The 13,403-nt window shown below is 54.5% G+C and carries 12 protein-coding genes; 10 read left to right on the top strand and 2 right to left on the bottom strand.

Features of this window, described 5'->3' with window-relative positions; genetic code table 11:
• Positions 1–134: 134 nt before the first annotated feature.
• The 7 genes from pqqB (at position 135) to hemA (ending at position 6,330) form a co-directional block, all read left to right on the top strand.
• The gene (gene pqqB, locus RBB75_RS19125) at positions 135–1,049 is read left to right on the top strand and encodes a pyrroloquinoline quinone biosynthesis protein PqqB (RefSeq protein WP_353068983.1); all 915 of its coding nucleotides are present in this window, start codon (positions 135–137) and stop codon (positions 1,047–1,049) included.
• Positions 1,022–1,801 carry a pyrroloquinoline-quinone synthase PqqC gene (pqqC, locus tag RBB75_RS19120; RefSeq protein ID WP_353068982.1) on the top strand — a complete coding sequence of 260 codons (780 nt, stop codon included), beginning with the start codon at positions 1,022–1,024 and terminating at the stop codon, positions 1,799–1,801. Before pqqB ends, pqqC begins: the two co-directional genes overlap by 28 nt.
• Entirely contained in the window at positions 1,798–2,085 is a 288-nt protein-coding gene (gene pqqD, locus RBB75_RS19115; protein ID WP_353068981.1) for a pyrroloquinoline quinone biosynthesis peptide chaperone PqqD, read from the top strand. Before pqqC ends, pqqD begins: the two co-directional genes overlap by 4 nt.
• A 198-nt stretch (positions 2,086–2,283) precedes the next feature.
• On the top strand, positions 2,284–3,369 hold the full coding sequence (gene pqqE, locus RBB75_RS19110) for a pyrroloquinoline quinone biosynthesis protein PqqE (protein ID WP_353068980.1): 1,086 nt from the start codon (positions 2,284–2,286) through the stop codon (positions 3,367–3,369).
• A gap of 437 nt (positions 3,370–3,806) precedes the next feature.
• Entirely contained in the window at positions 3,807–4,016 is a 210-nt protein-coding gene (locus RBB75_RS19105; RefSeq protein WP_179638205.1) for a hypothetical protein, read from the top strand.
• A 227-nt stretch (positions 4,017–4,243) separates the two neighbouring features.
• The gene (locus RBB75_RS19100; RefSeq protein ID WP_179638204.1) at positions 4,244–5,053 is read left to right on the top strand and encodes a cytochrome C assembly family protein; all 810 of its coding nucleotides are present in this window, start codon (positions 4,244–4,246) and stop codon (positions 5,051–5,053) included.
• On the top strand, positions 5,050–6,330 hold the full coding sequence (hemA, locus tag RBB75_RS19095) for a glutamyl-tRNA reductase (RefSeq protein WP_179638203.1): 1,281 nt from the start codon (positions 5,050–5,052) through the stop codon (positions 6,328–6,330). Before RBB75_RS19100 ends, hemA begins: the two co-directional genes overlap by 4 nt.
• Positions 6,331–6,416: 86 nt before the next feature.
• Here the strand turns inward: hemA and RBB75_RS19090 are convergent, their stop codons facing one another.
• The gene (locus RBB75_RS19090; RefSeq protein ID WP_353068979.1) at positions 6,417–7,880 is read right to left on the bottom strand and encodes a sugar transferase; all 1,464 of its coding nucleotides are present in this window, start codon (positions 7,878–7,880) and stop codon (positions 6,417–6,419) included.
• 585 nt (positions 7,881–8,465) lie between these two features.
• On the opposite strand from RBB75_RS19090, the gene RBB75_RS19085 reads away from it, so the two are divergent.
• Positions 8,466–9,281 (top strand): 2OG-Fe(II) oxygenase, encoded by an 816-nt coding sequence (locus RBB75_RS19085; protein WP_179638201.1) that lies wholly within the window; start codon positions 8,466–8,468, stop codon positions 9,279–9,281.
• Positions 9,282–9,574: 293 nt separating this feature from the next.
• Entirely contained in the window at positions 9,575–10,678 is a 1,104-nt protein-coding gene (locus RBB75_RS19080; protein WP_179638200.1) for a glycosyltransferase, read from the top strand.
• Between the two features lie 49 nt (positions 10,679–10,727).
• Here RBB75_RS19080 and RBB75_RS19075 read toward each other — a convergent pair whose 3' ends face one another.
• Positions 10,728–11,840: an acyltransferase family protein gene (locus RBB75_RS19075; RefSeq protein WP_179638199.1), complete on the bottom strand. Its 1,113-nt coding sequence runs from the start codon at positions 11,838–11,840 to the stop codon at positions 10,728–10,730.
• Between the two features lie 562 nt (positions 11,841–12,402).
• Between RBB75_RS19075 and RBB75_RS19070 the strand changes: the two genes are divergently transcribed.
• On the top strand, positions 12,403–13,398 hold the full coding sequence (locus tag RBB75_RS19070) for a hypothetical protein (RefSeq protein WP_353068978.1): 996 nt from the start codon (positions 12,403–12,405) through the stop codon (positions 13,396–13,398).
• The last annotated feature ends 5 nt before the right edge of the window (positions 13,399–13,403 follow it).

Genomic DNA, 13,403 nt, shown 5'->3' with positions numbered 1-13,403 from the left:
ATAACCAGCAGCATTAGATCGTCCAAAGAGGTTCTTATGACACAGTCAACCTGGGCCACGCCCGACTTTGAAGAAGTTACCCTTAACTGCGAGATCAACTCCTACGCTCCCGTAGAACTCTAAGCAGAGTTCCCGTGAGGATTAAAGTCCTGGGGGCCGCCGCAGGTGGCGGCCTTCCGCAATGGAACTGTACCTGCAAGAACTGTTCCGCCGCTCGGCAAAATCATCCCAACATCCAACCCAGAACCCAGTCGCAACTAGCCGTCAGCGCAGATGACGACGTGTGGTTCCTTATCAACGCCTCCCCCGACCTTCGCCAGCAACTCCTCAACAATCCTGAGATTCACCCAGACCCCGCAGAGGGCCTGCGCAACACTCCTGTCGCCGGAATCATCCTCACCAGCGCGGATCTCGACCATGTCCTCGGCCTTCTCCTCATGCGCGAGTTCACCCCCGTCCGCATCTACGCGACGAGCCCGGTCATCAGCATCCTCAAAAAAAACAGCTTCTTCCAGATGCTCGATCGCCTCCCTGGACAGACCCGCTGGACCGAGATCGAACCGGACGTCAGCTTTCAAGTAGGCGGCGGTCTCACCTGCACACCGATCGCGTTATCAAGCAATCTCCCAACCTACATCAGCGAAGCAGACCGCGCCTCTCTCGACCCAATCGGCGCGACGATCGGACTGATCTTCGAAGATCCTCACGGAAACAGGGCAGCCTATCTCCCAGCGCTACCCGCGATAACGAGTGCCTTGAAGGAGCGTCTCTCCACATGTTCGACTATCTTCATAGACGGAACATTTTGGAGCGATGACGAACTGCAAAAGATTCAACCCGGAACACCCTTAGCGCGCTCCATGGGCCACCTTCCAATAGACGGCCCGGACGGCTCTCTCGCAACCCTCAAAGATCTCATCAACACACGCAAGATCTACACACACATCAACAACACCAACCCGATCTTGCAGGAACAAAGTTCAGAGCGTCGCACCGTCGAGGACGCAGGCTGGGAGGTGGCATGGGACGGACTAGAGATAACGCTGTAGCTCAAACAGAGCCGGTTCTACTGAGTAAAACCGAGCTGCGCCAGCGCCTCCAGCAGGTAGGCGAGGCGATGTATCACCACCAGCACCCCTTCCACATCCGCATGCATGCAGGCCAGCTAACACGCGGCCAGATGCAGGCCTGGGTGCTGAATCGTTTCTACTACCAGAGCCGCATTCCCATTAAAGACGCCATCATCCTCTCCAAGTCCGAAGACGTAGCCTTTCGCCGCGCATGGCGAAAACGCATCGTTGATCATGATGGGGATCACGACGGCGACGGTGCAGGCGGTATCGAAAAGTGGCTGCAACTCGCAGAGGCTGCCGGACTCGACCGCGACTACGTCATCAGCACCCAGGCCATCCTCCCCGGTGTTCGCTACGCCGTCGACGCCTACATTGACCTCGTCACCCATAACACCCTGCTCGAAGCCGTCTCCTCCTCGCTCACCGAACTCTTCGCCGGCCAATTGATCGCTTTACGCATGGACGCTTTAGCGAAACACTACCCCTGGCTGCAAAACGGCCTCGCCTACTTCCAGGGCCGTCTCACTCAGGCCCCAGAAGACGCCGCCTTCGCCTTCGACTACGCCGCCGAGCACGCCGACACCCCTCACCTGCAAGCCTCAGTAGTCCGCTCCCTCGAACGAAAGTGCGCTCTCCTCTGGGCCCAACTCGACGCGTTGCACTACTGCTACGTCGAGCCGGGATCACTCCCCCCGCAGCCCGATATCTTCCGCCCCGAGGCATCATGAGCGAACCCTCTACCGACACAAGCATCCCGCGTCTCGCAGTAGGCTGTCGCGTACGCACCGTCTCGCCCGACGAAGCAATGCTTCTTGTCCCTGAAGGCGCACTCCGACTCAAGGGAGCAGCCAGTGAGATCATCAGCCTCATCGACGGACAGCGCTCAGTCAACGCGATCACCACGCTCCTCCAACAAAAGCACCCCGCAACCGACTCCTCGCAAATCGCCGCCGAAGTAAACCAGTTCCTCGAAAAACTCCACGCCCGCAGCGTCCTACTCTACAAGGACTAGAGGAAAGGAATGGCCTTCCGGCCGGGACCGCTACGCGCGGAGCGGTCACTTCGTGACATGTATACCGGCTTCGCCGCGGCTGGGAAAGATTCGTGATCGCGACCAACGGAATCGCCAACCGAAGGGGTATACGCGTCACGAAGTGACCGCAGCCCGCGCAGGGCGCACCTGAGCATACAATTTTCTTGTAAGAAGAATATGTCGACAATCCCCGGTCCACTCTCGCTCGTAGCCGAAGTAACCCACCGCTGCCCCCTGCACTGCGTCTACTGCTCGAACCCCCTCAAGATGCAGTCCGCCGACAAAGAGCTATCCACCGAAGACTGGACCAGAGTCTTCCAACAAGCCTCAGCCCTGGGCGTACTCCACCTCCACCTCACCGGAGGAGAACCCCTCGCGCGACCGGACATAACGAAGTTAGTCGCTGCGGGCAGGGAAGCGAACCTCTACGTCAACATGATCACCTCAGGCCTCGGCCTCACCGCCGACCGCATGAGCGAACTCAAAGACGCCGGCCTCGAACACATCCAGCTAAGCCTCCAGGACGCAGACGAAGAAAAGGCCAACGAATTCGCCGGCGCCCGAGCCCACGCCCACAAGCTCAAACTCGCCGCCCTCATCCGCCAACAAGACATAGCCTTCACCGTCAACGTAGTCGTTCACCGCGACAACCTCGACCGTCTCGAAGCCATCCTCGCGCTCGCCGAATCTCTCGACCCGCAGAGAATCGAAGTAGCCCACGTCCAGTACTACGGCTGGGCTCTCAAAAACCGTGACCGGCTTATGCCCACCCCCAGCCAGGTAGAGCACTCCGTCCAACTCATCAAAGAGGCCCAATCCCGCCTCAGCGGGCGCATTCAACTGCAAGCCGTCTTTCCCGACTACTACGCCCGCTACCCCAAACCCTGCGTCGGCGGCTGGGGTCGTCAGATGATCCTCATCGACCCCGCCGGACTAGCTCTCCCATGCCACGCCGCCGCCATCATCCCCGGCCTGGAGTTTGACTCCGTCCGCAACCACCCCCTGCAATGGCTCTGGCAACAATCTCCAGCTTTCAACCGCTTCCGTGGCCAAAGCTGGATGAAAGACCCATGCGCCGCTTGCGACCGCAAGGAAGTTGACTTTGGAGGCTGCCGCTGCCAGGCCTTCCAGCTAACCGGCGATGCCGCCAACACCGACCCAGCCTGCAGCCTGAGCGATCGACACTCAGATCTGGTTGCCATCACCCAGGCCCCAGCACCGCCCCCTACCCAATGGGTCTACCGCATCCTCGTAAACTCCTGATCCGGGCTCTTGGAGCAGATTGGATGATGACGTAAGGGAAGAGAATGTCTGTGATTCTGAGCGAAGCGAAGAACCCCCGCATTTGCGTTTGTCCTTGCGGTTGCTTGTTCTTTCGGCCTCTATACCAACTCCTGATCTCTCACCTTGGACGCCTTCCCGCCCCACTCTAAAAATAAAGTCAAAAACAGTGGCGCATTTTTCAGAGACCGAAAAAGCGATGTCAAAACACCACTTCTACCACGCATTCCACCACGATCTCACCACGTTTTCACCACAGCAAACACCACAAAAAACTCAAAAAACCCTGCAAAATCGTCAATTCATCCCCAAATTAAAATCCTCCCGATCCCCGCAAGATTCCCCCGTACATCCTTCGGGGGATGTCCCATCGAACTCGCGTCCCTGTACTGTCGTCCTCGTTCCAAAAGGACAGGACTATGGCCAGAGTCACAATGCCGGTAGCGATCAACCTGAATCTCACCCCTTCAACCCGAATCAAAACCGAAGATGTCCCCCAAAAGGACCTCCACAAGGGTTCAAGCGCAGCCGCAGGAATCGTCTTCGGCCTGCTCTGCTCCACGATCGCTTGGATGTTCCTCGCCTACGGGATCTATCGTCTCCACGCAATGTCCATCGCCGTTCGGTAATCAAGCCCCTGAAACGACGTTGACCGCCAGCCACGCTGGCATTGGTGCAATAGGCAAGTCTCGAAAGAACCCTCAAGGTAACCTCAAAGATATCTACACCTTGCCCCTCTCTCAGACAGGCTCGCGCCGCCGAATAAGATCGGGCGAAACCGGCTGCACCCACGCAGAATCAAACTCATAAGCGATATACTCGATGTTTGCGGAAAACTCCGCGAAGTACGTCACTTATGTCTCTTTTCTGGCTCAGAGTCGCGGTCTTACTCTACGGCATCGCCGCGCTTGCGGTCCTGCCGGCGGCCCTATATGACCGCCCCCGCTGGCGCCACATCGCCGTCCCCGCCACTGTAGCCGCAGTATTCTTCCACTTCGTCTCGTTGGCCGAGATGCTCAACGCGGCCCACCATCGCCTTCCAGTAGATACCCACGAAACTCAGTCTTTCCTGGGCCTTCTTCTCGCCTTGGCCTTTCTCTTGGTCTATGCCCGCTACCGCACCGTTTCGCTCGGCATCTTCCTGCTGCCCATCTGCTTCCTTTTTTGCCTACTCCCGGCCTTTCATCCGGGTCAGGAGAGCACCACCTTCCCAATTCTTCACACCGGCTGGATCTTCCTCCACGTTGCTCTTCTTCTTGCCGCCTACGCCGCTCTCTTCCTCTCCATGCTGGCGTCGCTTCTCTACCTGGTGCAGGAGCGCCGCCTCAAGCAAAAATCGCCAACCATCTCATGGCTGCCACCGCTTGAAACTACCGATCAGATCGCCCTCAAAGCCCTCCTCTTCGGCCTACCTTGTATGACCGCCGGCCTTCTCATCGGTTCGCTCATCGCCCAGGCCACCGTCGGTGCTTCTTACTTCCGCGACCCCAAGATCCTTCTCGCATTCGCCATGTGGCTGGTTTACGTGGCGATGATCCATATCCGCCGAATCTCAGGCCTCCGAGGCCGCCGAGCCGTCTACCTCTCCAGCTTCGTCTTCCTGGTCATACTCACCGTGTGGGTGGCAAACCAGTTCTCCGCAGTCCACAGGTTTAGCGCCCCATGAACCAAGCCAAGCCCACATCCACACAGGGCCGTCTCGTCCTCCTCGGCATCAACCACAACACCGCACCAATCGAGGTACGCGAGCGTCTCGCCATCCCCGCTGAACGCCTCGCCGACGCCACCCGCACCCTTCTCCACCAGCCCGGCGTCCGCGAAGGCCTCATCCTCTCCACCTGCAACCGGGTCGAGCTCCTTACCCTCCAGGACGACGCCGAAGCCGCATCGGCACAGGACAAAACCGACCTCCTCCGCTTCCTGCACGAGTACTTCGCCGTTCCACCGCACGACATCCAACCGCATCTCTACGAGTTTCGCGAGCGCGAAGCCGTCCGCCATCTTTTCCGCGTCGCCAGTTCGCTCGACAGCATGGTCGTCGGCGAACCCCAGATCCTCGGCCAGGTCAAAGAGGCCTACACCGTGGCCCGTGACGCCGGCGCCGTCTCCAGCCACCTCGAAGCCCTGATGCAACGCACCTTCACTGTCGCCAAAAAAATCCGCACCGAAACTCAAATTGGCTCAAGCTCCGTCTCCATAGCCTCGGTAGCCGTCGATCTCGCCAGGAAGATCTTCGGCTCCCTCTACGGAAAGACTGTCCTTCTGGTGGGTGCCGGCAAAATGTCCGAGTTAGCCGCCCGTCATCTCATCCAGCAGGGCGCATCCTCCATCCTTGTCACCAACCGCACCCAATCCCGTGCTGAAAAAATAGCCTCCGACTTCAGCAGCCTCACCGTTCACACCGAAGCCATTTCCTTCGAAGCCCTCTACGAGCAGGCTGACCGTGCAGACATCGTCATCACCTCCACCGGCGCCCCCCAAAAGATCTTCGGTCGCTCCCACGGCCAGCACTTCCTCCATCGCCGCCGCAATCGGCCCATGTTCTTCATCGACATCGCCGTCCCCCGCGACGTCGACCCACGCATGAACGAGGTCGAAGGCTGCTTCGTCTATGACATCGACGATCTCCAGCAGGTAGCCGCCGCCAATCTGGCCGATCGCGGTCGCGAAGTCGCCGCCGCCGAGATTATCGTCAGCAGGGAAGTAGACAAGTATCAGGAGCGTCTTCAATCCCGCGACGCAGTCCCCGCCATCAAAGCCCTTCAGCAGCAGGCCGAGCAGCTCCGCCAGGCCGAACTAGACCGCTCCCAATCCAAGCTCGCCGACCTCACCGCCCAACAGCGTGACGCCGTCGAAGCCCTGACCCGCTCGCTCACAGCCAAGCTTCTCCATCCCCAACTCACCGCGCTCCGCGAATCAACACGCAAAAAAGACTCCGAGTAGATGTCAGGCGCTCTCGCGTCATGTCTACTAGGAGTCCTTCTTAGTCGCGAGCCGCCATACCAACTGGTGTTGTCGGAGATCTGTATTTACACTGCCCCGGAGCCACGAAAGACTGCAGGAATAGTTTGAAACAGGATCTTGATATCGAGCCATACCGACCACTGGTCGATGTAACGCATATCCAAAGCCATCCACTCATCGAAGCTGATCGAGCTTCTCCCCATCACCTGCCACAAACAAGTAATTCCGGGTTTGACGCTGAATCGTCTCCTGTGCCAGTCCTTCGTAAAACCTTCATAATCTCTCACGGGAAGTGGCCGTGGGCCGACAAGACTCATGTCTCCACGAAACACATTGATGAGTTGAGGAATCTCGTCAAGACTTGACTTCCGTAGAAACCTGCCCAGGGGTGTTATACGAGGATCATTCTTCAGCTTGAAGGTGGGACCTTTCGTCTCGTTCAAATGCTCCACCTGGGCCATCAACTTCTCGGCATCCGACACCATTGTCCTAAACTTCAGAATCTCGAAAGGTCGTTTGCCATAGCCAATTCTGGTCTGACGAAAGAAGACCGGACCCTTCGAGGTCAACCTGATCAATAACGCAACGATGAAAAAGACAGGAGCAAGGGCCAGCAAAAGCACCGCCGAAACGACCGCATCGGTTACTCGCTTTATCATCGATCCCCACGCATTCCAAGACTCATCGTGCAGAGTAATGGTGCCAATGCCACCCGGAAGGTAGGCAGTTCGATGTGCCTGTTCCTGATCGAAGAATGATCCCACTCCCCGTACCGTGATCCCATGGTCGCGGCACGTAGCCACCACCTCTGCAATCTGCTGGTAAAACGACGCGAGTGGCAAGGTCACGATCACTTCGTCGATAGGCATTGTTCGCAGCAGCGACGGAATCGTCTCCAGATCCCCAAGAAGGTTCCCTAGACCGGATGTAGCCGTCTCCTGGAACCACCATTGGCCGTCAATGAAGCCCCGCACATCGTAACCCCACTCCGGGTGCCGCAGTACATCCTGTGCAAAAGCGTGGGCCCGACGATTCGTCCCAACGATCAATACATGGCGAAGGTTATAGCCTTTGGAACGAAGTGTGTGCGCCGTAGTCCGTCCCAGAAATCGTGTCGAGAGGAAGACCGTAAAGCTGACGATCCCAAAAACGACCGCAGTTGAAGCGAGCTCATTTGCATGATAAGTACGTGTCGCGCGGGAACTTATGACCCACAGCCAGGCAAAGCAGGCTGCAGCGCACAAGGCGCTCGCAAGAAATACATCCATCGCCTCCATGAGGAATCCATCCACTCTTCTGGAGCGATAGAACTTATTCGAATATAAAACTCCGTGCCATACTATGCCCAATAACAGCGTCGCCAGAAATACTTCAACAGGATGATGTGTCACCAGGGACCTAGGTAAACCAAAAGCCTGATGCCCGGAGGTGACAACATAAGCTGCCGCCAAACTGCAAAAGAGAAGTAAAATATCGCTAAGTTTTACTAATTCCAGAAAGATACCTCTATTCGACAATGTCATTGGCATCCCTTCAATTAGCGCTTTGCCTCTATGATGCGTGTTCAACTTTTGAAATTTAGGTTACCTAACGTAACTACGGTAACTAATTACGGAGCCCGTCACAATAGAGCGGACGGTTTGAGAAGGGCTTCTCAGTGAGCGCCGTTATTCTGAAATAATGCAATTGTCGGGCCAACCGGCCGCTGTACTACAGCTGTAACTTGTATGAGAATTTCTTACGACGTCGCATACGAACGTAGGCCCGTCCCTCAAGATGGCCAACAGCTTGGGTTATGGTCATCAGCCGTAAGAACTTCTTTCTAAAGCTCGTCAATCATGACTTGCGGTGATTTTCCGCTAGTAGCTATTTGGCATTGCAATTGCACACATAAGTGTTGTTGGCATTGACTTTCCCTCGAAAGACGAAAATCAATGCATACAAAAAGGCATTATGGAGCTTTAGATAACTTGAAGTACCAGAGTTTTTCCTAATTATAGGAAATTCATTTCCCTCACAGGGATGAGGTAACGGCCCGGCGGAGGAGCAATGAACCCACCAATGGTTCGGTTCTATCAAGAATGCAACCCACTGCGTCGGTGTCAGGGAGCGATATGCAAAACGAAACTAGCATTCGAGACGTCTCAACTCGGCTTGATCAACTTTCCATCCCAGAGAGCTCTGCAAGCTTAGCCGAACGATATCGGAGTAACTCGCCTTTTCCTTATCTCACCATTGATAATCTGTTCGAACCCGACCGGCTAACTACTGTAATGAACGAGATGTCGGTAGCCAAGAGGTCCGACTGGGTACACCATAACACCCATAAAATCGAGAAGTTCGGTCAGAAGTCTGCCGTTTTGCTCGGCGAGGCAGGATTTCAGCTCGTCGCACTTCTTCACTCGGCCCCATTTCTTTATCTCTTATCCGAGATCACGGGGATCTGGAACCTGCTGCCTGATCCATATATGCACGGCGCCGGCTACAGCATTATCCCTCCAAAAGGAAAGTTTGATGTTCACATCGACTCAAACGAGGACCTCACCAGCGGTTTGACGCGCCGCCTCGCGCTGATCATCTACCTTAATCAGGATTGGTCTCCGAAGTACGGTGGACAACTCGAATTGTGGAATAAAGACGCAAGCCGTAAAGTTGCAGAGATTGAGCCTGTTTTTAATAGAACTCTACTGATGGAGGTCTCTCGGACGTCTTTTCATGGCGTCAATCCGGTAGTAGAACCGTCAGGCCGTTCGCGCTACTCTTTCATGGCCTACTACAACACAGCAGGAGGCATCCTCGGGAAGGAAAAAGGTGTACACAGCTCCATGTATGCGCCTGATATCTATGGGCCGAAACCCACCGTGCGCAGCCTCGCCCGTAAATTTACGCCACCTATCTTCTACGATTTTGTTCGCCAGAAAATTAAGTAGCCCTTAAGTAGTCGCGTGTCACTGCATTATTCAGAAACCGTTCGCAGACATTGGGCGGACCTGCATCTTGTCACTTGACGCGTCAATCCGTCAGCGGCACTCAACTTCCGACCGAGGGAATGGAGTGAGAGATCTTTCTCACTCATAAGTCCAGACCAAAAGGCACAATGGACAGAGCGACTGTATCCCAACTGAATATTCATAGATCTTGAGGCCTGATGCGGATTCTGTTTCTACACAATCGATATATCTACCGAGGTGGAGAAGACGAGTCCAGAGAGCAGGAAATCTCGATGCTTCGTTCCCGCGGAGAGGAAGTCATTGAGTATGTCTTGGACAATGCTGAAATTCGTTCTGAGAACCTGATCACTGTAGGCTTGCAATCCATCTGGAATTCTAAAGAGTTCGATAACATAAAACAGCTCATTCGGTCGGAACGGCCGGACATTATGAAGGTGGATAACTTTTTCCCTCGTCTCTCTCCCTCAATCTTTCGTGCCGCAAAAGAGATGGGTATCCCAACCGCTCTTTCGGTAAGAAACTACAGGCTCGTCTGCCCTTCCGCTAACCTGTTTCGCGATGGCCACGTCTGCACTACATGCGTTGGCAGTAAGGTAGCCCTCTCCGCCATTCAACATCGTTGCTATCGGAAGAGCTATCTGCAGTCAGCCGCAGTAGTCGCCAGCAATGTCTACGCTCATCTGCGTGGGGTGTGGGGAGACTCGGTCGATAGGTTCATAGCAGTCAGTAGCTTTGTAAAACAACAATTGGTCGCAGGTGGATTTCCCGAAGATAGAATTATAGTCAAACCGAACTTTATCTCGGACACCGGGGTCGGCGACGGTTCAGGCGGCTACGGCCTGTATGTCGGACGTCTCACAGAGGAAAAAGGTGTTCGTTCTCTGCTCAAAGCCTGGAAGAACATTCTGCAACCGGTGCGTCTGAAGCTTATCGGCGACGGCCCTCTCGAATCAATCGTCAGGGAAGCTTCTGAAGCCGATTCACGTATCGAATATCTAGGCCGCAGGTCGCTCTCCGACGTATGCGAATACTTGGGCAATGCTGCTTTTCTGATCTTTCCGTCAGAGTGGTATGAGCCATTCGGCCGCACAATCGTCGAAGCTTACTCCAAAGGAACGCCAGTCATCGCAGCCGCTACGCCACCTATGCAGGCAATGGTTGAAGACGGCGTGACCGGTCTCCTGTACCGGCCCGGAGATAGTGTAGAACTTGCCTCTGTCGTCAGCAGCCTCACATCTGATCCGGACCGTCTTAGGTCGTTGAGACTTCAAGCCAGGGCAAGATATCTTGCTCTCTACACCGAAGAGCAAAACTATCAACAACTCATGGCTGCCTTTCAGGAATGTATTGAGGCTCACCGTCCCTCATACGTATGACCCTATTCACTTGATAGTGAGCAGAAAGATCGGATAAGCGTCGGAACGGCTACGATCTCACAGCGGGCGCCGCTAAGCTTCTTCTTTCAAAAAGCCGCTTGCGGATCGCATCGGTGTTGCGCTCGAAGAGCAAATACATAATCCATGCGTAAGAATATGCGATCACCACGAATAAGATCGACAACAACAAGTACGTCGGCCGTTTGGGCCACGCGTGCCAGGGCTTGTTGACCAAACCTACCAGGAACACTAGAAACGGCAGGTGCACCAGGTAGAGAGTGTAGGAAGATTTAGACAATGTTGTCGCAACTCTCTGGTAGGAAAGACTATTGACAGGCTGCCTCGCATGCAGAATCACGTAAAGAAATAGTGCGAAGCTCAGGCCAATCGCGCTGGCAGTCAATACGAAGTGTGTCTGATACCGGCGTAGGACTGTAACCACAGCTAAGAATTGAAGCAAGGCAACGATCGTAGCGGGACGCCTGAACCTCGGCGGAATCGTTAACTCCAAGGTCGAAACCCCAAAGCCCAACAGCCACACCAAAAACAGGCCGGCAATTTTTATTCCAATCAGCATAAGAATGCAGGCGGCGATTAACCCAAACAGCACACGTAGAATGACCGGCGTTCGGCCTACGAAAATCAAGAGTAAGAGGGGAAAGAGCATGTAGTACCAGAACTCGTTTGCCAAACTCCACATTGCCGCGTTAGTTCCGTAGGAGGGAACTAGAATCTTTTGAAAGAAGAAGGCATTGCCGGCCAACACTTTTAATCCCATTGCAGCTCCAAGAGTTGGCTCGATCATCCCCTGACCCGGCGGCGCTGAATAGATACCTCCATTGCTATAGAGAAACTGCATGCCAACATGGTCAAAAATCCCCCCAACGATCAGTGCCGGGATCAGGACGATCCACAGCCGGGTCATTCTTTGGAAAAGATACTTGCGCCAGGACCATCTACCTTCTTGAATCGAGCGCCATGCGCTGCCGCCAACCAGAAATCCACTCAGCACAAAGAAAACCATCACCGCCTGGCCGCCTAAGCCAAGTGCGCTCGCCCCTGCCGCTGCAGGGTTTCTATGAAGTTGGTGTTCGCCAAAGAAGAGCATCCTCGCATGACCGGCAAGAACGAGAAAAGCAGCGATAGCTCGAATCGCATCCATGTGCACCGAGTACGCGGGAAGCCGAACACTATCAGATCTGTTGTGAAGTCTTATGATCGACCTTTGGATGGCTGCTAGCATTAGCGTGACCTTAAGTTCTTGGGCATTCAGATAGAGATTAACGACATCACCAGACTGTCAATTACGAAGAGCTAATAAGGACGTTCCAGATCCACGCTTCGAAACGGGCGTCTAACAGGCACTAATGCAGTTAAGCACGCATTGAACCCATCTCGACAGATTTCACGATGCCGCAGCGGAATACTATTTTGATGGCTCGGAAGCCTTGCTTGTATCAACAAAAAGACATCGAGAACAATAGGATCTCTTGCTCCAGATTATAACCAACTATGCGCATGCGACGGTTCTAAAAAGATGTAATCTGCGCGGCATATATATTCGAGCGATGATTTTTTTTGATCCCTACTAAACTCTCCCGGACACAAATTTTGGAAATTGTTACGCAAGTGGTTGCGAGTGATGCAACATCGATCCGCAACACCTTTGAAATTAATCCGCGAGCGTGGCAACCTAAATTTAGAATCCCGATTCCTTAGGAACAATGCTAAAATTTTCAAGACAAACAAGACAAGTCGATACGGTCTCCTCTGATCCAACCTTTCTTCCCGACGTAGGCACGAGGATTTTTTATTTGACACTCGATACCGCGAAGCTTGCTCTATCTTCTGAAGCCGTCCGAACCTGGCTCTTTCTTCTCAGACACGAGACCAAATACACGAAACTTCTTTTGGCTCGACTGCGCCAACGCAACCACCAATCCATCGCACCGGTGACTGCGACTGGCGGCCCTGTCGTGTCGATGACTAGTTACGGAGATCGGCTCCGGACAGTCCATCTCGTCTTGGAATCGATCGCCGCTGGATCGGTTCTCCCTTCAAGGCTCATCCTGTGGGTGGATAAGGATGAGATGGATGCGGTAAGAACGCCTGGACTTGAGAAATTAGTTCGCAGAGGCTTGGAGATCCATCCGTGTGAGAATCTGGGTCCCCACAAAAAATACTATCCGTATTTGATGTCGACAGACGTTTATGAAACTCCCTTGGCAACTGCTGACGACGACATGTTGTACTGCGACTGGTGGCTCGCCGGCCTCGTACGATCGCATCAAGCAGATCCAGAGTCAGTGAGTTGCTATCGAGCTCACATTGTAGAGCTCAGAGATCGAGCCGTTGCACCTTATCAAAGTTGGCAGCCATGCAGGACGACAGCTCCAAGCTTTCTTCATTTTGCTACCGGTGGTTCTGGTTGCATCTATCCCTGCTCGTTGCTTCGCAGTCTCAAGGCCGCTGGTTCCGTGTTCATGCAGCTGTGCCCTAAAGCGGATGATGTCTGGCTTCACGCGAACGCATTGCGGGCTGGCAACAAAATTCGACAAGTCTGGACCCGCCCCTTGCGATTCCCCTTCGCTCCTGGAACTCAGGACGTTGGGTTGTACCATTCCAACGTCCTTTTGGCCCGGAATGACGATCAAATCCGTGATACTTATACGGCCGCCGATATCACGCTGCTGGAAAATGTTGCAGGCCAGAAGCCGTAAGCGGT

It is taken from the genome of Tunturibacter empetritectus, assembly GCF_040358985.1.
GTDB lineage: Bacteria > Acidobacteriota > Terriglobia > Terriglobales > Acidobacteriaceae > Edaphobacter > Edaphobacter empetritectus.
The sequence above is the reverse complement of the archived record's forward strand: the minus strand, read 5'-3'. Positions and strand labels throughout refer to the sequence as shown.

Coding starts and splice junctions, on each gene's coding strand:
- pqqC (WP_353068982.1), top strand. CDS start 1,022: ATGGGACGGACTAGAGATAACGCTGTAGCTCAAACAGAGCCGGTTCTA.
- pqqD (WP_353068981.1), top strand. CDS start 1,798: ATGAGCGAACCCTCTACCGACACAAGCATCCCGCGTCTCGCAGTAGGC.
- pqqE (WP_353068980.1), top strand. CDS start 2,284: ATGTCGACAATCCCCGGTCCACTCTCGCTCGTAGCCGAAGTAACCCAC.
- RBB75_RS19105 (WP_179638205.1), top strand. CDS start 3,807: ATGGCCAGAGTCACAATGCCGGTAGCGATCAACCTGAATCTCACCCCT.
- RBB75_RS19100 (WP_179638204.1), top strand. CDS start 4,244: ATGTCTCTTTTCTGGCTCAGAGTCGCGGTCTTACTCTACGGCATCGCC.
- hemA (WP_179638203.1), top strand. CDS start 5,050: ATGAACCAAGCCAAGCCCACATCCACACAGGGCCGTCTCGTCCTCCTC.
- RBB75_RS19090 (WP_353068979.1), bottom strand. CDS start 7,880: ATGCCAATGACATTGTCGAATAGAGGTATCTTTCTGGAATTAGTAAAA.
- RBB75_RS19085 (WP_179638201.1), top strand. CDS start 8,466: ATGCAAAACGAAACTAGCATTCGAGACGTCTCAACTCGGCTTGATCAA.
- RBB75_RS19080 (WP_179638200.1), top strand. CDS start 9,575: ATGCTTCGTTCCCGCGGAGAGGAAGTCATTGAGTATGTCTTGGACAAT.
- RBB75_RS19075 (WP_179638199.1), bottom strand. CDS start 11,840: ATGGATGCGATTCGAGCTATCGCTGCTTTTCTCGTTCTTGCCGGTCAT.
- RBB75_RS19070 (WP_353068978.1), top strand. CDS start 12,403: ATGCTAAAATTTTCAAGACAAACAAGACAAGTCGATACGGTCTCCTCT.